The following is a 19,405-nucleotide window of genomic DNA, read 5'->3' as shown; positions in this document are numbered from 1 at the left end:
TGTGCGGCCCTCTTCCTGAGGTGGGTGGGTCAAGGTGGTGAAAGGGGATGGAGTCAGGCGGTGGCGGGGATGGTGGGCGGGTTCAGCGCGGCCACCGGCTGGATGCCGCCGACGGGCCGGCCGCCGCCGGTCATCGGCTCGCCCTCGAACCCGGCGAGCAGCCGCGGCTCGACTCCCGCCCGGGCGAGGGCTGCGGCCGTCACCGGGATGCGCGCCCGGTCCGCCCCGTCGGAGATCTTCACTGCGACGGCCCGGCCGTCGGGCAGCGCGGCCACCTGGACGCCCTCGAAGCCGTCCTTGGCCAGCAGCCCGGGCACCGCGCGCATCAGCTGGGCCGTGTCTCGCCCTGTGCCGGAGGCCATCTCCGGATGGACGCGCAGCGCGTCCGCCACCCGGCGCCCGGCGGTGTCCGGACCGGCCGTGGCGATGCGGGCGGCGGCGCGGGCCAGGCCGTGCAGGGACACTGCGAACAGCGGGGCTCCGCAGCCGTCGACGGTGACGTTCGCGATGTGCTGGCCGGTGAGTTCCTCGACGACCTCGGCGATCGCCCTCTGAAGCGGGTGGCCCGGGTCGAGGTAGCTCTCCAGGGGCCAGCCGGCCAGCTTGCACAGGTACAGCATCGCCGCGTGCTTGCCGGAGCAGTTCTGGGCGAGCCGGGAAGGCCCGCGGCCCTCGCGCACCCAGGCATCCCGGACCGCCGGGGCGTACGGCACGTCGGGGACGTTGCGCAGGTCGTCCTCGGTGAGGCCGGCCAGTTCGAGGATCAGCCGGGTACCTGCGAGGTGGTGCTCCTCGCCGGAGTGGCTCCCCATCGAGAGGGAGAGCAGGGCGCCGTCGAGCGGCAGCCCGGCCCGCACCATGGCGAGGGCCTGGACCGGCTTGAGGGCTGAGCGCGGGTAGCAGGCGGCCTCGATGTCTCCGATGCTCAACCGGACGTCGCCATCACCGCCGAGGACGACGACGGATCCGTAGTGGACTCCCTCGATCACGCCGCCCCGGGTGACGTGGGCGACGGGTGCGTGCTGGGGCTCGCGCATCGCGGGCGCGTCCGCGAGGAGACTGCTGCGCATCACTGCCTCGTTCGGTGGTGGGTTGCTGCTGACCGGGGTGGCCGGCGGCCGGCCCGGCCCGGGGGGACGGGCCGCGCCCGCCGCCCGGCTCAGCCCTCGCTCTTCGCGGCGGCGCGCGCCACGCGGCCGCGGACGGCGTACCAGCCGGCGACCAGCGCCGCGGCGATCAGCGGCACGCACAGCACGGTGGTGCGCGCCGCCCCTCCGTCGGCGTACATGAGGACCAGGACGGAGGCGAGGAAGGCCAGTGTCACGAGTTCGGTCCACGGGGACCCGGGCAGGCGGTAGGAGGGACGGGTCAGTTCGCCGTCACGGGTCTTCCGCCAGAAGAAGAGGTGGCAGACCATGATCATGCCCCAGGTGGCGAGGATGCCGATGGCCGCGAGGTTGAGCACGATCTCGAACGCATCCGCCGGAACCACGAAGTTGAGCCCGACGCCGAGGACGCACATGCCGCTGGTGAGCAGGATGCCGCCGTAGGGCACCTGGGTGCGGCTGAGCCGGGCGGTGAAGCGCGGGGCGGAGCCGTTGACGGCCATCGAGCGCAGGATGCGGCCCGTGGAGTAGAGGCCGGAGTTGAGCGAGGACATGGCGGCGGTGAGGACGACCAGGTTCATCACGCCGCCGGCCGCCGGCACACCGATGTGGGAGAGCACGGTCACGAACGGGCTCTGGCCGGCGCTGTAGCTGCTCCACGGCATCAGCATCGACAGCAGGACGACCGAGCCGACGTAGAAGAGGCCCACGCGCCACATGATCGAGTTGATCGCCTTCGGCATGATCTCCTCGGGGTTCTCGGTCTCACCGGCCGTGACGCCGACCAGCTCGACAGAGGCGTAGGCGAAGACGACGCCCTGGATGATCAGCAGCATGGGCAGCAGGCCGTTGGGGAAGATCCCGCCGTTGCCGGTGATCAGAGCAGAGCCGGGGACGGCGCCGTCGACGGGATGCCGGGTGACCAGGAGGAAGATCCCGATCCCCATGAAGACCACCAGCGCGCCGACCTTGACGATGGCGAACCAGAACTCCAGTTCGCCGAAGATCCGCACCGAGATGAGGTTCACGGTGAGGACCACGGCCAGGGCTATGAGGGCGATCACCCACTGGGGGACATCGGAGAACAGGTGCCAGTAGTGGGTGTACGTGGCGACGGCCGTGATGTCGGCGATGCCGGTGGTCGCCCAGTTGAGGAAGTACATCCAGCCCGCGGTGTACGCGCCCTTCTCCCCGAGGAACTCCCGGGCGTACGAGACGAAGGCGCCGGAGGACGGCCGGTACAGGACGAGCTCGCCGAGCGCGCGCACGACGAGGAACGCGAACACGCCGCAGACGGCGTAGGCGACGAACAGGGAGGGCCCGGCCTCGGCGAGGCGTCCGCCCGCGCCGAGGAACAGCCCGGTGCCGATCGCACCCCCGATGGCGATCATGTTGACGTGCCGGGGTTTCAAGGACTTGCTGTAGCCGGTGTCCCCGGCGTCGACATGACGGGCGGTGGGGCGCTTCTCGTCTTTGAGGAACTGCTCGCTCACGCCTCGGGTCTGCCTTCCGTGGAAGTGTCCGTGCGCTGGGGGCGCACGATGTCGGTGAGGGTCGTCTCGACCCGGAGCAGGTGGTGGGACATGGCCTCCACCGCGTCGTGCTCGCTGCCGTCGGCCAGCGCCTCCAGGATCGCCCGGTGCTCGCAGTTGGACTGCTCGCGCCGGCCGCCGAGTTCATTGAGGAAGGTCGACTGACGCGCCAGTGCGTCGCGGATCTCCTCGATGACGCGGCGGAAGACGGGGTTGCGGGAGGCCTCGGCCACCGCCAGGTGGAAGACGGTGTCCATCGCCACCCACGCGGTGGTGTCGGTCTCCTGCTCCATCCGGTCAAGCAGATGGCTCAGATGGTCCAGATCCTCGGGGGTGCGGCGGCTTGCGGCGTACCCGGCGACCGGGATCTCGACGTGCCGGCGCACCTCCAGCAGGTCACTGGCGGCGTAGTCGCCGAAGGTGGGGTCCTCGACCGTGTTGGCCACGACGAAGGTGCCCTTGCCGCTCTTGGAGACGGTCAGCCCCATGGCCTGCAGGGCCCGCAGGGCCTCCCGCAGTACGGGCCGGCTGACCTCGAGGGCGCGGCACAACTCGGCTTCGGAGGGGAGCTTGTCGCCTACGACGTACTCACCGCGCTCGATGGCGCTGCGCAGGTGGCCGAATACCGCTTCCATGGCGCTGACGCGTCGCGGAAGGGAGCCACCTGTCTGGCTGTCTGACAGGTTCACGCTGTGATCCTGAGGGGTGCGTCCCGAGGTGTCAAGACACCTGTGTCGGGAAAATCCGGCCCTGCGCGCTTCGCACCGTGCGCGTATTCCGTCCGGCCGTCCGGGCAGGACCGGTACCTTCGGCGGAGCCCGCGGCAGCCACCAGGGCCTGCACGGCCGGCGCGTCGACACCCATCTCCGGGGTGCCATTGGGCGCCCACGGCGAAGCGGTACCGGCTGCTCCCGATCGCCTCGACGGTGCCGTCCGCCGTACTGGCGGCGACGATCAACCCCGCGCCGAGGCGCTCCACCGCCTGATGATGGTGCGTGGCGACCTGATGCGTCCCCGGCGGCAGGGCGCCGACCTGTGTCCCGGGCGCCGTGGTCACGGCGTGGGCGGCAGAAGTGGCCCCGGTAGGGGTTGTTGCCGTCGTGGCCCACGCTGTCGGGCAGGTGCTGGATGACGGTGCCGCCCTCGTGTACGTTCATGAGCTGCATCCCCCGGCACACCCCGAGCACGGGTGTGTGGTGGGCGAGGCCGGCGGCCAGCACGGCCCGCTCCCACCCGTCGCGCTCACGCACCGGCGGCCCGGTACGCGGATGGGGCACGGCCCCGTACGGGGCGGGATCCAGGCCCTCACCCCCCTCAGGGCGATCGCGTCCAGACGGCCGACCACATCGGCCGCGGCCTCCGGCCCGTCCGGCGGCGGCAGCACGGTGCGGCCGCCCGCCGCCTGTGCGCAGTCCGGGTACGCCGCGGGCAGCACCGCGGGGGGAATGTCCCATTCACCCCACTGCGCGTTGGCGAGGTAGGTGGTGAGTCCCATGAGCGGTTGCTGGGGCATACCACTTCCTTTCGGGGCGTGAGGGGTGCCCGTCGACGGTTCGATCCGCACCGTCCGCCGCCGTGCCCCGTCCACGGCAGGCTGCGGAGGCGAAGGCGGTACGGGTGGAGGGCGCCGTGAGGGCGGGGAGAGGCGTTCGCGCGGCCCGGGGACACAGGCCTGCGTTCTTCTTGCCGCGAGCAAGAATCCTGCTGGCATTCATCTTGAATCACAAGAAAACACATCTTCGCGACAGATAAGTGAGCCTTAACTCCGTGCACGGACTCGACCCCCGCCTGCTCGCCACCCTCGAAGCCGTGGTGCGGCACGGCTCCTTCAGCGCCGCCGCACGCGAACTCGGCTACAGCTCGCCCGCCGTTTCCCAGCAGATCGCCGAACTCGAACGCCGCGCCGGTCTTCGGGTGCTCGAGCGCCGCCCCGTGCGCGCCACACCGGCCGGCGAAGTCCTCCTCGACGCCGAACAGGGCGTCCGCAGCGCCCTGGTGGCGGCATCGGCCGAACTGGACGCCATGCGCGCCGGCACCGCCGCACGGATCCGCCTCGGCGCCTTCGCCTCGGCCGCCACCGGCATCGTTCCCCAGGCGCTGGCCCGGCTTCACGCCGCCTACCCCCACGTCCAGGTCAGCCTCTGCCAACTCGAACCCGAAGCCGGCTACAGCCGGCTCAAGCGCGGCGACATGGACCTGGCCCTCAGCTATGACTACGACTTCATCCCCATGCCTCCGCCCCGGATGCTGCGCCGGACCCTGGTCGCCCGGGACCCGGTGGTGGCCGTCGTCCCGGCCGACCACCGCCTGGCCGACAGGGAGGTGATCGACCTGGCCAGCCTCGCCTCCGAGACGTGGATCGCCGCCCCGGAGGCCGCACTGCGCCTGGAACTGCTCTCCCAGATGGCGCGGACGCCCGGCTTCCAGGCCCGCCTGCAGTACGAGGGGGACGACTTCAACACCGTGCTCGGCTTCGTGGCCGCGGGCATGTGCGTGGCCCTCATGCCACAGCTCGCCCTGCCCCGCACCAGCCCCGAGATCGTCGCCCGCCCCCTGGCCGCACCCCGCCTGACCCGTTTCATCTATGCCGTCCGCATCGACACCCGGCACACCCCACGCGCCGTCCTGGACCTCGAGCAGATGCTCGCCGACCAAGCGCGGGCCGCACTCTCCTGACGCGCACGGCGCCCGCAGCCATAGGCGGCCGGCCCGCCGCCTCACCACGCATCCACCCCCCAGCCCGGAAGGGCGCCGGCTGCGGGAAGGGGATCGCAACGCTGCTCCCCGTCCCCCTTCCCGCAGGCCGATCGGACGCCGCAGCCAGAGGTGAACAGGCCATGGAGGCCACGTGAATTGCAGCCAACTTGGCGCCGCTTGCACGCGCGTAGACCATTCCGCGAGGCCAGCGTTCCCAGCGCGTCCGACTATCGGACGCAGTGGCTGAAAGTTGAACTACTATGTGGCGAGCGGACTACGTTGGCCCCGGTTGACGTTCCACCGAGAGGAAACCCCTCATGACCGCAGCCGACAGCGCGCCAGGAACGGCCCGCATCCTCACCGGCTACCGCCCCGAGGACGCCTTCATCGCCGCAGAGCTGGACCCGCCACCAGCCGAGTACGTATGGCACGACGAGCACGCCGAACAGCAGGAACAGCGCTACGGCCCCGGAACGCGATACCAGCAGTGGCTGGCCATCGACCCCCACGACGGCGCCGTCTGGTTCGGCGACACCAACTGGCGCGCCGCCGGGGACAACCTCACCGGCCAACTCCCCGGACTCCCCCGCAGGGCACTCGGCGACGGCACCATCCCTGCCCCCGCAACCATGGTCCAACTCCTCAGCCACCTCACCCACGACCCACAGCAAGGCTGTACCTGGCGCTTCTTCACCGCCGAAGAGCTCCACACCCTCGCACAGCGCATACTCCCCGCCGTGCAGCGCCTCGTCGACTCGATCCACCGCATCGGACCGGACGGCGAACTCGAATGGTCAGCCGAGGCCGCCACCGCCTGGGACGACATCGAACACACCGCGACCCACACCCTCGACCCCTCCGGCGCACTCCACTGGCCCAGGCTGCGCACGACACCGACCCCCGCCTGGCGCGTGGAGGTCGGCGCCTTCCTCGCCGCCAACCCCGAGCTCTGCGACCCTTCCTGGGCCGTGGCCGCCGACGCCGAACTCGACGCCTACGCCGACTACCACCCCGCCACAGGCTACGGGGGAGTGCCGGGCAGAACCTGCCGCACCGCCGAGAGGCACATCGAGGACGGTTTCACCTTCTACGGCCACCGGGCCGCCCTGTACGCCTACCGCGCACAGGCATCCGGCGCCCGCACCCCGACAGACGCCCGCACCTGGCTGGAGACCACAGAGACCGGCAAAAGCACCTGGGAAGCGGCCAGACCCCCCGGAGCCACACTCGCCGACGTCCCCGACTGCGTGCTGACCGACCTGAACGACAGATTCCAAAACACCGCGCGCGAACACGGGCTCGTCCTGACCGGACTCAACACCTACCTCCGACACCTGCGTGCCGAGGAACGCGCCGGCGTCGACCGGCAACTCCTCTTCGAAGGCGAGGAAGTCGAACGCCTTGAGAACTTGCTCAAGGACTTCCGCGCCGGACGAAACCGCACCGTGACACGGATCCTGGCCTGGTCCGACGGACGCAGTGACGCCGAGATCGCCCGCCTGGCCTCCCTACCCGATGAACACGTCAGCGAGTGGCGAGCCCGCCTGAACGACGATCAGACCGCCACCCCACCCGGACCGTAAGGGTACGAACTCGGCCCAGGCGTTCTCCCACAACCGCACGATCGCCGGGTAGACCCGCCCGTCACCGACCCCGACTTCGTGGAATGGCGCGGCGCAGGCCCCGAGGCATGGGATCCCTCCCCCTGAAACACCCTCCACACCGGAGGAAATGCTGCTGCGTGCCGAGCCGAAGTGACGCCGATGGCGCGGCTAGATGCGGGGCAGCCAGCCATCGGCGAAGTCGGAGCGCTCCCGTGTGCGCTGCGCCTTCTCCGCGAGGAGGCGGCGGAAGCCTGCCAGGGCGTAGCGCTCCCCGGTGCCCGCCCTGGGCCCGGGGATGCCGGCCACGGTGGCCATGCACTGCTGGGGCTGGGGCTGCCAGCCGGTGACGCCTCAGCCGCGCCGGGGGCCGCCGGCGCGGCGCCGGGGGCCGCGGAATCGGCGGGACCGGACGCCGAGGCCGATCCGGTTTCGCCGGGAGGACCCGGCGGCGCTACGGGGTCCCGCGCCGACGGCAGTGCCGTGCTCTCGGTCGGGACGGGGCCGCGGTCCGCCAGCGAAACGATCTCACACCCGGCGGACGTCCACACCCGCCCCACCGATCTGCTGCTGCGCCGCACCCGCGTCCGCGCCGCCTGGGGCCTGACCGCCGTCCTGCTGCTGGCCGCCGGGCTCACCCGGGCCACCGCCGGCGGGCCGGACTCCGGGCTCCCCGCCCCGTACGCCGGAGCTCCCGCCGCCCGCGCGGCCCTCGACCCCGCGCGCCTGGTCCGCGTGCCCGCCCAGGCCTGGTCCGACACCGGCCGCGTCGACTTCACCGCCTGGCCGGCCCGCGGTCCGCGCACCGGGGACCGGGCCCTCCTCACCCGGGCACTGGGCACCTGGGCCGCGCCGACTTCGCAAACGGCCGTCGCCGTCGCGCCCGGAGTCTCGGCGGAGCCGCCGGGGCACCCGCCGCAGCTGTTGTTCGCGGGCGATCCCGGGCCGGGCACCCTCGTCGTCGTCTTTCTCGACGCCGACCGGATCGTCCGCTACACCGAACGGGGCGGCCGCCGCAGCCTCGACATCGCCCGGACCGACGACGCCAACGTCACCACGGCGGCAGCCGTCACCCTGACCCGGGACGCAGGCACCGCCCGCCGGCTCCTCGCGCCGTGGATCGCCACCGCGGGGGTCCGGGACCTGACCGCCCCCGCCGGCGCCGCCCGGCCCCTGCCGATCGGCTCCGACGGGACGGTCACCACCGACCTCCCGCACGGGGCAGCGGGGCAGCGCGAGGGCGATGCCGCCACGCGCGGTGCCGGGAGCGAGGGCTGCGGACCGCGCCCGGTCCTCGAGGTCGCCTCCTCGCCGCGGATCGTGGAGAAGCACGCCTTCCTCCTCGCCGACCTCGGTGGCCTGCTCCCCGTCCACCTGACGTACACCCCGCCCGCCGAGGGCGCCGACGTGCCGCCCGCCCGCCAGCCCCGCGAGGCGACGGGGCCCGCCGCCCTGGCCCGCTGGGCCCAGGAGGCCTGCACGCTGGGTGAGGTGGACGGGCGCGCGGTCCGGGCGGTCAACCTGTGGGACTTCGCCGTCACGGAACTCCCCGAGAGCACCGGGCGAGCCGTCTGGTCCTGCACCCGCGCCACCCACTGGGACGGCCGGGGCGACGTCCGGATCCGGCTCCGGCCGCCGACAGGGGCCTCCCTGGCCGTGGCACATGCCGAGTCGACCGCAGCCTGCGGGCGGTTCGGACAGCACGTCCTCGCGGCGACGCTCTGGCGGGCTCCGTCCGGCCGGGGCTACCAACTGGCCGCGGGAAGCCGGGAGGTGGCGGAGATCACCGCCACGGGGTCACTGCACTCCCGTACGGCCGGCCGGACGCTCACCGCCCAGGCTCCCCCGGCCCCCGCTCCCCCGCCCGCCCTGACGGCGACACTGCGCAGCGGAGCGGTGATCACCGCCCTGGACGCCCGCGGCGGCGGCCGGGACTGACCCGGTCACCGTGGCCCGCGGCACGTGACCGGGCGGTCAGGCCGCCGCTTCGCCCGGAAGGCCGTGGGTGGTGACGACGCGGGCGCTGCCGTCGGCCAGCCGGTAGGACAGGCCCACGACGGCGGTGCGCCCCGCTGTGACCTGGTCGGCGATGACGCGGGAGCGGTCCAGGAGGAGGTCGACGGTGTGCCGTATGTGCTCGGCGATGATGTCGTTCTCGTCGGTGAGCCCCGCGGCGCGGGCGGCCAGCACGCTGGGGGTGACGCGTTCGATGACGTCGCGTACGTAACCGGTGGCGCTGACGCCGTCGGTCAGGGCGGCGCGCGCCGCTCCGACCGCGCCGCACGTGTCGTGGCCCAGCACGACGACCAGAGGGCAGTCGAGCACGCTCACCGCGTACTCGATGCTGCCGAGGACCTCCGGACCCGCCACGTGGCCCGCGGTGCGGACGACGAACAGGTCGCCCAGACCGCGGTCGAAGATGATCTCGGCGGCCAGCCGTGAATCGGAGCAGCCGAAGAGCACGGCGAAAGGACGCTGGGCCGGCGCCGTCTCGGTACGGCGTGCGGCGTCCTGATTCGGGTGCTCGGACGAGCCCGCGGTGAACCGGCGGTTCCCGGCCAGCAGCAGCTCGAAGGCCTCGGACGGAGCGGGAGACGGCGAGGTACTCATGACCGCAGGCTACGACCCCGCCCGGACCGCCACACCGCGGGGTCCGCCGGGGCCGTGGCTTCAGGCGGGGAGGGCCATCAGGAGCAGGGGGGCGGTGGTGGGCTGCGGGGAACCGCCGGCGGGTTCGAGGGTCAGGCCGACGGCGGCCGCGCCGGCGGCGTCTCCGTCGAGCAGGACGGTGCCGTCCTGGCGGATGAACCCGGCCGGGCGCATGGTCCCGTCGTGGTCGAGCCACAGCTGGTACGTCCTGCCCGCGGGCGGCGCGGGCAGGCCGGTGGCGGTGAAGACCGCCCTGTTCCGCAGGTCGGAGGCGACGACCGAGGTCAAGGCTCCGTTGCCGGCCCGGCCGTGGACCGTACGGGCGTCCGGCGCGGCCAGGACACCGCTGACGGCGTCCAAACGCTGCTCGCTCTGCCGGGCCCGCTGCTCCAGCTGCTGCTTCTCCTGGTGCTGCCAGGCGGCCAGGCCGGCGAACGAGGCCGCCGCGGCGAGGCTCGCGGCCAAGGCCATCGGCAGCGCCTTGCGGCGCAGCACGCCGCGCAAGGGGACCGGGGCGGCTGCGTGAACCCGGGGCGGGAGCTGTCGTACGTGATCGACGGCCGCCAGCGTGCGCTCTTTCATCAGCTCGGGCGCGGCCTGGGCCACGGAGGCCGCCAGACGCGCGGCGGTGGCCCGGAAGTCGGCCACGTCCTGCCGGCAGGCCTCGCACGCGGCCAGGTGGGCGGCGTACTGCGCGCGCTCGGCGGGATCCAGGGCGTCCAGCGCGTACGGCGCGGCCAGGCCGTGGACATCGGATGCGTGCTGGTTCACGTGGTCACCCCCATGCAGTCGCGAAGCCGGATCAGCCCGTCGCGCATGCGTGTCTTGATGGTCGGAAGCGGGGTGCGAAGCGTCTGGGCGACTTCACGGTAGGTCAGACCCCCGTAGTAGGCCAGGGTCACGGCCTGGCGCTGCAGTTCGGTCAGGCCGCGCAGGCAGCGGCGTACTTGTTCGCTCGCCAGGCGGGTCTCGACCTCCTCGGACACCTCGTCGAAGGCCGTGTGGTGCTCGCGGGCCGCCTGGGCCTGCTCGCGGTCGGCGGCGGCCTGTGCCGAGCGGACCCGGTCGACCGCCCTCCGGTGGGCGATGGTCGAGGCCCAGGTGGTCACGCTGCCCGCCTCGGGCCGGTAGCGGGCGGCCTGCCGCCACAGGTCGATCATGACCTCTTGGGCCACCTCTTCCGACTGGGCACGGTCGCGCACGACCTTGACCACGATCCCGAAGACCATGGGTGCGAGAGCGTCGTACAGGGCCGAGAAGGCCTGCTTGTCACCGCGTTCCACCTGCTGCATGAGTGCGGCGAGGTCGGCGGGGCGGGTGTGGCCGGAGGAACCGGTCGGATGGGGCTGGTTCATCGGGTGCGGCTGGTTCACAGGGCGGGCTCCGGCCGCGGCAGCCGGGTGAAGGGGCGGCCGGGGCCGGCCTCCCGGGGGCGGGGTGTCCATGGCATGGGAGTCCTTCGTAAGTCGGGCCCTGCCGGGCAGCCGCCTCGGGGCGGTCCGGCAGCAGAGCCGTGCAGAGTGCCTCTCACCCGTACTTCGTAGCGCAAGCGCGTCCGGATGGGGTGGCGGGGGCGTCACCGTCGCAGACGCGCAGAGGCCCTGGAGGCCGCGAGAAGGCGACTGTCACTCGTTCGGGTGACAGACCAATCCACCGGTCGGGTGGAGGCGAATGCCGGGTGTGAGCAGCTTCCGCACCACCTTCCTCCGCACCGCCCGTGGGGCGCTGGCCGGGCTTCTGGCCGGGTTCAGCGCGCTGGCCGTCGCCGAGCTGGCCGCCGGTCTCCTGCGGCCGGCCGCCGGGCCGGTGACGGTGGTCGGCGGTGCGGTCATCGACCGGACGCCCGCGGCGGTGAAGGACTTCGCGATCCGCACGTTCGGCGAGGACGACAAGACCGTCCTCCAGGTCGGCATCCTGCTCGTGCTGGCCCTGTTCGCGGCCGTCCTGGGAGTCGTGTCGCTGCGGCTGCGGCGTACGGGGGCGGCCGGAGCCCTGGTGTTCGGGGTAGTCGGCGCGGCCGCGGCCCTGAGCAGGCCCGATTCCGCGGGTGCCGGTGACGCCCTCCCCTCCGTCGTCGGCGCCCTCACGGCCGCGGCCGTCCTGTACGGCCTGGCCGGCAAAGCCGCCCCCGTCGGCTCCACTTCAGGTGGCACGGGCACCGGGAGCGGCTGGAGCCGACGGGGGTTCCTCACGGTGGCGGCCGTGACCGCGGCGTCCGCCGCCGGAGCCGGGGTGGCCGGCCGGACCCTTTCCGGGCGGCGCGGCCGGGGCGCCGTGGCCTCCCGCGCCGGCCTCGCGCTGCCCGCCCCCGCCTCACCGGCGCCCGCGGTCCCGGCCGGAGCTCAGCTGAAGGTCCCGGAGATCAGTGCCTTCACGACGCCCAACCGGGACTTCTACCGGGTCGACACCGCTCTTGTCGTACCGAAGGTCGACGCCGGGACCTGGCGGCTGCGGATCCAGGGGAAGGGCGTCACCCGGCCCCGCGGGTACACCCTCGCCCAGCTTCTGGCCCGACCGCTGATCGAGCGCGACATCACCCTGACGTGCGTGTCCAACGAGGTGGGCGGGCCCTACGTCGGCACCGCCCGCTGGCTCGGTGTCCCTCTCGCCGGCCTGCTCGCCGAATGCGGTGTCCAACCTCCCTCGAAGGGCGGCGGGGCCGACCAGCTGGTGGCCCGCTCCGTGGACGGCATGACCCTCGGAGCCCCCGTCGAGGACGTGATGGACGGGCGCGACGCGATGCTGGCGGTCGGCATGAACGGCGAGCCGCTGCCCTTCGCGCACGGCTATCCCGTCCGGATGCTCGTACCGGGCCTGTACGGATACGTGTCCGCCTGCAAGTGGATCACCGAGATCGAGCTGACGACCTTCGACGCCTACGACCCGTACTGGGTGAAGCGGAAGTGGGCCCGCCGGGCGCCGATCAAGACGCAGTCCCGGATCGACACCCCGAAGCCCTTCGCCCGCCCCGCCGCCGGCACCGTCGTGATCGCCGGCGTGGCCTGGGCACAGCACCGCGGCATCAGCCGTGTCGAGGTCCGTGTCGACGACGGGCCCTGGCAGGACGCGGTCCTCGCCGCCCAGAGCACCCTCGACACCTGGCGCCAGTGGTCCTACCGCTGGCGGGCCACGCCCGGCGGACACACCCTCACCGTCCGCGCCAGCGACGGCACCGGGGCGGTGCAGACCGAAGACCGCACGCGGACGATCCCCGACGGTGCGAGCGGCTGGCACAGCGTCTTCGTCACCGTCCCCTGAGACCACCGGACCGGCAGCCCCCGGGCCGTGTCCGGCATGAACCACCCATCGATGCGAACCATCTCTACCAAGGAGAGAACCATCATGAACAGCATGCAGATCCGCCGTACCGGGATCGCCGTCGCCGCGGCCGTCCTGCTGCCCTTCTCGCTGGCCGCCTGCTCCGACCCGTCGGACAACACCAAGGCCGCCCCGGCAGCCGCCGGCGATCCGGCCAGGGCCGGCGAGAGCACCCCCGCCGAGGCGACGACGGCGGACCAGCCCTTCGGGCCGGCCTGTGCCGGCGTCCCCAAGGAGGGCGCGGGCTCCTTCGACGGCATGGCCAAGGACCCGGTCGCCACGGCCGCGTCCAACAACCCCGCCCTGTCCACGCTGGTCGCCGCGGTCAAGCGGGCGGATCTCGTGGACACCCTCAACAACGCCAAGGACATCACGGTGTTCGCACCGACCAATGACGCCTTCGCGAAGATCCCGAAGGCCGACCTCGACAAGGTCCTCGCCGACAAGGCCACCCTCACCAAGATCCTCACCTACCACGTCGTCGGCCAGAGGCTGATGCCCGAGCAGCTGGGGAACGGCTCCTTCGAGACCCTGCAGAAGGGCATGCTCACCACCAAGGGCTCCGGCGAGACCTACAAGGTCAACGGCACCGCCGGTGTGGTCTGCGGCAACGTGAAGACCGCCAACGCCAACGTGTACATCATCGACACCGTCCTGATGCCGAAGTAGCAGCCGGCGGCTGCCATACGTGTACGGTCCGGCGCCCCTCGGGAAGCAAGGGGCGCCGGACCAGCCGGGGTTGGGCTATCCCGGGTGTGGAGCACCCCGGTTGGCCAGGGGGACCGCCGAGACAGGACCATGTCCGGATGGACCACTTGTCATCCGTGCCACCGACAGCGGTGCGCCTCACCCGATACACGAAGACCGAGCAGGCGGAAATCCTCGGCGAGGGCGCCGATCCGTTCGGTGTCGCCGACACCGGCTTGGCATGGCTGCCCAAGGACGAGCACTTCGGCATCAGGCTGGAGGGCCGGCTCGTGGCCCATACGGGCCTGCTTCGGATACCCGTTTCGGTCGATGGTGCCGGGATCGAGGTGGTGGGGGTCGGAGGGGTGGCCGTCGCAGCGGACGTACGCGGACGGGGACTCGCCCGCCTCGTCATGGCCGCGGCCCTCGACCACGCCCGGACGATGGGCCCCCGGCACGGCCTCCTCTTCTGCCGACCGCCGCTCGTCCCCCTCTATCGGCGGCTGGGCTGGCGGGTGCTGGACCAGGACGTCAGCGTGGAACAACACGGGGGTCCCGTGACCATGCCGCTGCGCACCATGTGGACGCCGCTGCACGACGGTGCGCACTGGCCGGCCGGAGCGGTACGCCTGTTCTCGTACCCCATGTGACCGACCACCCCGACCGTCGCGTGAGCGCGAACACGGCCGCTCCAGCCGCCGGCCACTCCCCCGCACATGCGGCTCCGGAGCCGCATGTGCGGCCCGGGCCGCACCCGGGTAAGGAATTCAGGCGGGTGCCGCGTCCGACAGCCGTCCGCCGGTCATCCAGATGCGCGACATCGCATCGGCCAGGGCGGGGTAGCGGGCGGCCTCGCAGATCATTTCCGACAGCACGAGAATTCCGTGCGCGGTGCACTTCGGATCCCGGTTCCGGTGCAGCCAGGTGACCGCGTTGCCCAGTTGCCGGCGCCCCAGCGAAATTCCCCGTCGCCGCACGGCGGCGGCCGTCTCCAAGTCGGAGCGGTCCCCGCCGAACGGCAGGACTTCGGTCCGCGGTATTCCGGGTGGCGCAACGGAATCCCGCACGTGCCGGACGCACGCTTCCCGTGGGGCCTGCCCGTTTTCCAGGGTGTTGCGGAATCCGACGATGCGCATGCCCCCGTTCTGCAGGCGGAGCTCGATGTAGAGGTCGAGGGACAGACCCCGGAGCTGAACGTGCAGGGGCAGGTAGGCCATTTCCCCCGGCTGCCGCGAGGCCCCGCCGAAGAATCCCTGGGCATCCACCGCCCTCGACCGGATGGTCGCCGTCAAGTACTGGTACTCGTCCGCTGACGCGTGCGCCGGGGAAAACGACACGGGTCTCAGCATGGTCGGCCGTATCAAGGGAGACCGCCAGACATCCGCCTTTCCCGAAGTAATCTGACCGCGATCGGTTCGGTCCTGCCGTGTTCACGCATACGCATACACCGCCTTCGGAATTCTTCCCATCGCAGGGTTCGGATCGGTCCGATCCTTTGTAGTCGCCCTGGTGGCAGCCGGGCGAATAGTTGGCCCCTGATGCTAAGAAATCGGCAGGTGGTCCCGGTGCCGCGAGCGCCGCGGCACGCGCGTGGGGCACGCAGGCGAAGGGCCCGCCGGACGCGGGTGAAAACGGCTACCCCTTGACGGGGTCGACTCCGGGCCGTTTGACGATCCGGTCTCCGACCGCGATCGACTTCCAGAGGCCGCGGCCGATCCGGACCTTGACCGTTTCTCCGTGGGCGAGGCGGATCTCGGCGAAGTGGTACATGTTCGCGCCGTCGAGCATGCCCCTGGACAGGTCGACCACGACACCTTCCCAGGAGTCGTCACGTCCGATTTTGTGTGAGTTCGACATGGTGTGGAGCCTACGGATTGCCACACCCCCTCCGGTAGGGCCACGCATCCCGTCTCGGGCCGTACAAATGTCATGCGGGAGCGTCTCCTGCGGGCAGGCCGCCGATGGCCCCGGCGAACCTGCCCACGACACCGGCCCTCCCTCACGAGCGGGGACATCCGTCATCTGTCGGAGCGAAACGCCCCGTGGACGCGCAGGTCACCGTTGATCGCGACCAGGTCGTCCCGGGTGTGCATGATCCATCCGACGTCCTTGTTGCGGACGGACAGGTGCCCGTTGGCATTCACCTTCCCGATGAACAGCGAGTCTCCCTGGACGGTGAGTCCGCCGGCGGCGTTCACGTCGCCCTCGGCGTCGAGGCGGCCGCGGACGACCAGCCGCGGTGGCCCGTCCTGCGTCTCCAGAACGTCGTCCACGGTCAGCCCTCCCTGGAGGGTGAGCCGTTCCTTGAACTGGGCCCGGCGCGTGGTGAGGTCGTTCACACTGATCTTGCCGGCCGTGACCGTGCCCAGGTCGCCTCCCGGTCCGTGGCCGACCGTGATCCCGTCGGACGGGAACCGGATCCACCCGGCGCCGGTGTCGCGGCCGCGCACCCACGTCGCGGTCACCGTGTCGGCCTCGGCCGTGGCGGCCGAGGCCGACACGGTGACCGGGCGTCGTCCTGCAACCGCGCGCCCCGCGCGGTGAAGGTGATCCTGCCCTTCTCCGCCGTCCCCTCGACCCACGGGGCGTGCACCCCGCTCGTAGCCGTCACGCTCTCGAACTCGGGGCTGCGCAGGTGGACGGTGGTGGTGAGGAAGGACCCGGGCTGCTGCGAGCCCGGGAAGGTGGCCATGAGGGTGTACGTGGCGTCCCTCTTCGGCTCCTGGCCCGCCTTCGGCGACCATTCCCAGCCGGACGTCCCGTTCCTCGACGTGACGGTCTCCGCGGAGCCGTCCGGACCCTGGATCCGGTACGTGAGGGTGTCGGGTCCGTGCCACCTCAGGACCACGTCCTTGCCCGCGGCCACCAGGGACTCCTTGGGGCGGAAGTTGCGCGGCGCCCCGGACGCCTGTTTCAGAGGAGGGACGGCGTGGAGTCAGCTTCCGACGCCGCGGTCGGGGGCGCTCATGTCCCCCGTCCCGGGCGTGCCTTCGGCGAGCCCGTAGCGCAGGTAGACGGTGCCCTTCGGGCTGGCCGCCGGGGGTTCGAGGAGGGTGACGTTGGTGGGTACCGCGCCGCCGTCGAACACCTTCTTGCCGACGCCGAGCAGGATCGGGTGCAGCCAGAGGTCGAGACGGTCGAACAGCTTCTCGCGCAGGAGACTCTGCACGAGGTTCAGGCTGCCGACGACCTTCACGTGCTCGTGCCGGTCGCGGATCTCACGCACCGCGGTGGCGAGATCCGGGCCGAGCTGCGTGGACCCGGCCCACGAGAGGTCGGGCCTGCCGCGCGAGGCGACGTACTTCGGGACGCTGTTGAAGAGCGTGGCGATCTCGCCGTCCTCGCCGCCCTTCTGGTGGGGCCAGTAGGCGGCGAAGATGTCGTACGTCCGCCGGCCGAGCAGGAGGGCGTCCGTGCCCTCGTACGCCGCGCCGACCTGCGCCCCGGCGACCTCGTCGAGCAGGGGCGCCTGCCAGCCGCCGAACGGGAACCCCAACGGGTCCTCCTCCGGGCCGCCGGGCGCCTGCCCGACGAGGTCGAGGGTCGCGAACATCTCGATGTGGATGAGGCCCATGGCTTCCTCCCGATGAGTCGGTTGTCTCCGTCAAGAGATAGACCCGCGGACGCCCGCGAACTCATCGACACGGCGAGCCCGGTGCGGGCCCGCCCGGGTTCCGTCCGGTGTCCGCCGCGCTGCGCGACCGCGGCGCGGTCGTCACCGGCATCGACGCCAGCGCCGGGATGCTGGCGCTGGCAAGACGGCGGCTGGGCAACGGCGTCACCCTGCACGTGGCCGACCTGGGCGACCCCCTGCCGTTCGACGACGATGCGTTCGACGACGTGGTCGCGTCTCTGGTGCTGCACTACCTGGAGGACTGGGGGCCGACGCTGTCCGAGTTGCGGCGAGTGATCAGGCCCTGCGGCCGGCTGGTCACGTCGGTGGACCACCCTTTCGTGGCCTATACGATCCAGGATCCCCGCCCTGACTACCCTGCGACCACCGGCTATACCTTCGACTGGACGTTCAAGGGGGGCATGGCGCGACGACCTGGTGTACGCGATGCTCCGGGAGGAATGGCCGGACCGTGGCGGCGCAGCCGCGACATAGTGCCCGCGTGGCGATGAGTTCCGGCTTCGTCACCGGTCTACCCTTCAGGCGCAGCACCTCGGAGGGAGCGGAGAAATGACCGACACGACGGCTGTCGATCTCGGGCCGCAGGCCCGGCTCGTGGCCCGGCTCGCGCGTGAGGTCCCCGACGCGGCGCTCGCAGGCCGGACGCCCTGCCCCGAGTACACGGTCCGCGACCTGCTCGGCCACCTCTCAGGGCTCGCCGTCGCTTTCCGCGACGCCGCCCGCAAGGACCTGGGCCCCTCGACGGCCACGGCCCCCGGCGCCACCACGCCCTCCTTGCCCGCCGACTGGCGCGAGGGGCTGCCCCGGGCCCTCGGCGAGATGGCCGAGGCCTGGAGGGAACCGGCTGCCTGGACGGGCATGACCCGTGCCGGAGGCGTGGACCTGCCGGGCGAGATCGCGGGGGTGGTCGCCGCCGACGAACTGGTCATCCACGGCTGGGACCTGGCCCGGGCCACCGGCCAGGAGTACGCGCCCGACCGCGCCGCGCTGCGCGTCTCGCACGCGTTCCTGCTGCGGGCCGCCGAGGACGAGGGCCGCGGCGGGGGCATCTTCGGAGCAGTCGTGCCCGTACCGGACGACGCCCCGCTGCTCGACCGGGCGGTCGGGCTGAGCGGCCGCGATCCGCACTGGACACCCCCGACCCCGTGACACCGCGGTCGCCCGCCGAGAACCCTGACCCGGCGTCGCACCGAGAAGCTGCGGCTGACCACCGTGCCCGCGGCGCTGGCCGCCGCGGCGCCGCCCGGCGTACGCGTCCTCCCGGTGCGCTGCGGACCGCAGGAGCAGCGGAGTCTGCTCCTGGCCCGCCTCCCCCGGCCGCAGGCGGAGCCGGTCGTACGGCCTGCGGCCGCCCTGCGGGCCGTAGCCCTGGAGACCGCGCCGGATCCGCGGCCCGCGCCACGGCCGTGAGTGCCGTCGCGCGGCCGCCGAGGTGATCGGGGATTCGGTCAGTCGGTGTCGAGGCCGCCGATGAGGCGGTTGAGGAACCGGGCGAAGGTGGCGTCGGGCGTAAGGGGGCGTCCGGGGGTGGAGAGGGCTTCGGCGAGTTCCGGGTGGTTGCCGTCCGTGGCGACCGCCGCGAGGTAGCGGGCTTCCGCCGCGGCGCGGTCAGGGGACTGCGCCAGCGCGGCCTGCGCCGTCTCGTGAGCCACGTGCCCCGCCACGAATGCCGTGAGCTGGGCGAAGACCTCCAGCTTCGCCGCCCCGTCCAGTCCGGCGGGCCGCAGGGCGGCGAGTGCGCGTTCCAGGAAGGCCAGGGTGTGGGGTCCGGGGACGCGGCGGGTGGTGAGGGCGGCGGGGAGCCAGGGATGGCGCAGCATGTGGGCGCGCTGAAGGCGGGCGATGGCCTTCAGGTCCGCGCGCCAGTCGCCGGTGAGCGTGAACGCGGTCGGCAGTTCGGCGGTGACGTGATCGACCATCAGGTTCAGCAGCGTCTCCTTGTCGGGGGCGTAGCTGTAGAGCGACATGACGCCGGCTCCGACCTCCGCTGCGACCTTCCGCATGGTGACCGCTTCGAGCCCCTCGGCGTCCGCCAGGGCCACGGCGGCCGCCGTGATCACCTCTCGGCTGTAGGCGGGCTTGCGCCCCCTGCGCGGCTGGTCGGAGCCCAGCCAGAGCTGCTGGGGGTCGACTGCCGGGGCGCCGGCATTTCCTTCGGTGGGCACGGTCCACGCTCCTCTC

Annotated in this window: 21 protein-coding genes and 3 pseudogenes; 9 read left to right on the top strand and 15 right to left on the bottom strand. The window is 72.4% G+C overall.

The window, feature by feature from the left end; all coding sequences use genetic code 11:
• Positions 1-53: 53 nt before the first annotated feature.
• From K7B10_RS36920 to K7B10_RS41405, 5 genes and pseudogenes are all read right to left on the bottom strand, one after another.
• Positions 54-1,070, bottom strand: a complete 1,017-nt coding sequence (locus tag K7B10_RS36920; RefSeq protein WP_229343530.1) for an asparaginase — start codon at positions 1,068-1,070, stop codon at positions 54-56.
• Between the two features lie 89 nt (positions 1,071-1,159).
• Positions 1,160-2,599 (bottom strand): amino acid permease, encoded by a 1,440-nt coding sequence (locus K7B10_RS36915; RefSeq protein WP_229343528.1) that lies wholly within the window; start codon positions 2,597-2,599, stop codon positions 1,160-1,162.
• Entirely contained in the window at positions 2,596-3,327 is a 732-nt protein-coding gene (locus K7B10_RS36910) for a FadR/GntR family transcriptional regulator (RefSeq protein WP_229343526.1), read from the bottom strand. The genes K7B10_RS36915 and K7B10_RS36910 overlap by 4 nt, the downstream gene beginning before the upstream one ends.
• Entirely contained in the window at positions 3,324-3,695 is a 372-nt protein-coding gene (locus K7B10_RS41410) for a gamma-glutamyl-gamma-aminobutyrate hydrolase family protein (RefSeq protein WP_308284698.1), read from the bottom strand. Before K7B10_RS41410 ends, K7B10_RS36910 begins: the two co-directional genes overlap by 4 nt.
• A gap of 106 nt (positions 3,696-3,801) precedes the next feature.
• A pseudogene (locus K7B10_RS41405) lies at positions 3,802-4,092 on the bottom strand (gamma-glutamyl-gamma-aminobutyrate hydrolase family protein); the annotation flags it as partial.
• Between the two features lie 313 nt (positions 4,093-4,405).
• Here K7B10_RS41405 and K7B10_RS36900 point away from each other — a divergent pair.
• Positions 4,406-5,314, top strand: coding sequence for a LysR family transcriptional regulator (locus K7B10_RS36900; RefSeq protein ID WP_229343524.1), 909 nt, complete (start codon positions 4,406-4,408; stop codon positions 5,312-5,314).
• Positions 5,315-5,652: 338 nt separating this feature from the next.
• The gene (locus K7B10_RS36895; protein ID WP_229343522.1) at positions 5,653-6,918 is read left to right on the top strand and encodes a hypothetical protein; all 1,266 of its coding nucleotides are present in this window, start codon (positions 5,653-5,655) and stop codon (positions 6,916-6,918) included.
• A 189-nt stretch (positions 6,919-7,107) separates the two neighbouring features.
• Here K7B10_RS36895 and K7B10_RS36890 read toward each other — a convergent pair whose 3' ends face one another.
• Complete coding sequence (locus K7B10_RS36890) at positions 7,108-7,254, bottom strand: hypothetical protein (protein ID WP_229343520.1); 147 nt, start codon at positions 7,252-7,254, stop codon at positions 7,108-7,110.
• Between the two features lie 165 nt (positions 7,255-7,419).
• Here K7B10_RS36890 and K7B10_RS36885 point away from each other — a divergent pair, with 165 nt between their 5' ends.
• Positions 7,420-8,874: a hypothetical protein gene (locus K7B10_RS36885; RefSeq protein WP_229343518.1), complete on the top strand. Its 1,455-nt coding sequence runs from the start codon at positions 7,420-7,422 to the stop codon at positions 8,872-8,874.
• Positions 8,875-8,910: 36 nt separating this feature from the next.
• Here K7B10_RS36885 and K7B10_RS36880 read toward each other — a convergent pair whose 3' ends face one another.
• The 3 genes from K7B10_RS36880 to sigK are packed head-to-tail and all read right to left on the bottom strand — an operon-like array spanning position 8,911 to position 10,940.
• Positions 8,911-9,546, bottom strand: a complete 636-nt coding sequence (locus K7B10_RS36880) for a carbonic anhydrase (RefSeq protein ID WP_229343516.1) — start codon at positions 9,544-9,546, stop codon at positions 8,911-8,913.
• A gap of 60 nt (positions 9,547-9,606) precedes the next feature.
• Positions 9,607-10,356, bottom strand: coding sequence for an anti-sigma factor (locus tag K7B10_RS36875; RefSeq protein WP_229343514.1), 750 nt, complete (start codon positions 10,354-10,356; stop codon positions 9,607-9,609).
• Complete coding sequence (gene sigK / locus K7B10_RS36870; RefSeq protein ID WP_229345694.1) at positions 10,353-10,940, bottom strand: ECF RNA polymerase sigma factor SigK; 588 nt, start codon at positions 10,938-10,940, stop codon at positions 10,353-10,355. The genes K7B10_RS36875 and sigK overlap by 4 nt, the downstream gene beginning before the upstream one ends.
• Positions 10,941-11,256: 316 nt before the next feature.
• Here sigK and K7B10_RS36865 point away from each other — a divergent pair, with 316 nt between their 5' ends.
• From K7B10_RS36865 to K7B10_RS36855, 3 genes are all read left to right on the top strand, one after another.
• A complete protein-coding gene (locus K7B10_RS36865) occupies positions 11,257-12,843 on the top strand; it encodes a molybdopterin-dependent oxidoreductase (RefSeq protein ID WP_229343512.1) in 1,587 nt (528 codons plus the stop codon).
• An 84-nt stretch (positions 12,844-12,927) separates the two neighbouring features.
• Positions 12,928-13,572: a fasciclin domain-containing protein gene (locus tag K7B10_RS36860; protein WP_229343510.1), complete on the top strand. Its 645-nt coding sequence runs from the start codon at positions 12,928-12,930 to the stop codon at positions 13,570-13,572.
• Between the two features lie 137 nt (positions 13,573-13,709).
• Entirely contained in the window at positions 13,710-14,240 is a 531-nt protein-coding gene (locus K7B10_RS36855; RefSeq protein WP_229343508.1) for a GNAT family N-acetyltransferase, read from the top strand.
• A gap of 117 nt (positions 14,241-14,357) precedes the next feature.
• Here K7B10_RS36855 and K7B10_RS36850 read toward each other — a convergent pair whose 3' ends face one another.
• The 5 genes from K7B10_RS36850 to K7B10_RS36830 form a co-directional block, all read right to left on the bottom strand.
• Complete coding sequence (locus K7B10_RS36850; RefSeq protein WP_229343506.1) at positions 14,358-14,927, bottom strand: ribosome-inactivating family protein; 570 nt, start codon at positions 14,925-14,927, stop codon at positions 14,358-14,360.
• Between the two features lie 298 nt (positions 14,928-15,225).
• Positions 15,226-15,447 (bottom strand): DUF7489 domain-containing protein, encoded by a 222-nt coding sequence (locus tag K7B10_RS36845; RefSeq protein WP_229343504.1) that lies wholly within the window; start codon positions 15,445-15,447, stop codon positions 15,226-15,228.
• A 161-nt stretch (positions 15,448-15,608) separates the two neighbouring features.
• Positions 15,609-16,091, bottom strand: a complete 483-nt coding sequence (locus K7B10_RS36840; RefSeq protein WP_229343502.1) for a hypothetical protein — start codon at positions 16,089-16,091, stop codon at positions 15,609-15,611.
• On the bottom strand, positions 16,052-16,456 hold the full coding sequence (locus K7B10_RS36835) for a hypothetical protein (RefSeq protein WP_229343500.1): 405 nt from the start codon (positions 16,454-16,456) through the stop codon (positions 16,052-16,054). The genes K7B10_RS36840 and K7B10_RS36835 overlap by 40 nt, the downstream gene beginning before the upstream one ends.
• A gap of 69 nt (positions 16,457-16,525) precedes the next feature.
• Positions 16,526-17,164, bottom strand: a complete 639-nt coding sequence (locus K7B10_RS36830; protein ID WP_229343498.1) for a dihydrofolate reductase family protein — start codon at positions 17,162-17,164, stop codon at positions 16,526-16,528.
• Between the two features lie 95 nt (positions 17,165-17,259).
• Between K7B10_RS36830 and K7B10_RS36825 the strand changes: the two are divergent.
• From K7B10_RS36825 to K7B10_RS36815, 3 genes and pseudogenes are all read left to right on the top strand, one after another.
• A pseudogene (locus K7B10_RS36825) lies at positions 17,260-17,631 on the top strand (class I SAM-dependent methyltransferase); the annotation flags it as partial.
• A gap of 142 nt (positions 17,632-17,773) precedes the next feature.
• A complete protein-coding gene (locus K7B10_RS36820; protein ID WP_229343496.1) occupies positions 17,774-18,373 on the top strand; it encodes a TIGR03086 family metal-binding protein in 600 nt (199 codons plus the stop codon).
• 54 nt (positions 18,374-18,427) lie between these two features.
• A pseudogene (locus tag K7B10_RS36815) lies at positions 18,428-18,634 on the top strand (transcriptional regulator); the annotation flags it as partial.
• A 38-nt stretch (positions 18,635-18,672) separates the two neighbouring features.
• Here K7B10_RS36815 and K7B10_RS36810 read toward each other — a convergent pair.
• Positions 18,673-19,389 (bottom strand): TetR/AcrR family transcriptional regulator C-terminal domain-containing protein, encoded by a 717-nt coding sequence (locus tag K7B10_RS36810; protein WP_229343494.1) that lies wholly within the window; start codon positions 19,387-19,389, stop codon positions 18,673-18,675.
• Positions 19,390-19,405: the final 16 nt, after the last annotated feature.

Origin of the sequence: Streptomyces flavotricini (genome assembly GCF_020639365.1) — a bacterium.
Taxonomy (GTDB): domain Bacteria; phylum Actinomycetota; class Actinomycetes; order Streptomycetales; family Streptomycetaceae; genus Streptomyces; species Streptomyces flavotricini.
This window is presented reverse-complemented; position numbering and strand designations above follow the sequence as displayed.

Coding starts and splice junctions, on each gene's coding strand:
- K7B10_RS36920 (WP_229343530.1), bottom strand. CDS start 1,070: ATGCGCAGCAGTCTCCTCGCGGACGCGCCCGCGATGCGCGAGCCCCAG.
- K7B10_RS36895 (WP_229343522.1), top strand. CDS start 5,653: ATGACCGCAGCCGACAGCGCGCCAGGAACGGCCCGCATCCTCACCGGC.
- K7B10_RS36890 (WP_229343520.1), bottom strand. CDS start 7,254: ATGGCCACCGTGGCCGGCATCCCCGGGCCCAGGGCGGGCACCGGGGAG.
- K7B10_RS36880 (WP_229343516.1), bottom strand. CDS start 9,546: ATGAGTACCTCGCCGTCTCCCGCTCCGTCCGAGGCCTTCGAGCTGCTG.
- sigK (WP_229345694.1), bottom strand. CDS start 10,940: ATGAACCAGCCCCATCCGACCGGTTCCTCCGGCCACACCCGCCCCGCC.
- K7B10_RS36865 (WP_229343512.1), top strand. CDS start 11,257: ATGCCGGGTGTGAGCAGCTTCCGCACCACCTTCCTCCGCACCGCCCGT.
- K7B10_RS36860 (WP_229343510.1), top strand. CDS start 12,928: ATGAACAGCATGCAGATCCGCCGTACCGGGATCGCCGTCGCCGCGGCC.
- K7B10_RS36855 (WP_229343508.1), top strand. CDS start 13,710: ATGGACCACTTGTCATCCGTGCCACCGACAGCGGTGCGCCTCACCCGA.
- K7B10_RS36845 (WP_229343504.1), bottom strand. CDS start 15,447: ATGTCGAACTCACACAAAATCGGACGTGACGACTCCTGGGAAGGTGTC.
- K7B10_RS36830 (WP_229343498.1), bottom strand. CDS start 17,164: ATGGGCCTCATCCACATCGAGATGTTCGCGACCCTCGACCTCGTCGGG.
- K7B10_RS36820 (WP_229343496.1), top strand. CDS start 17,774: ATGACCGACACGACGGCTGTCGATCTCGGGCCGCAGGCCCGGCTCGTG.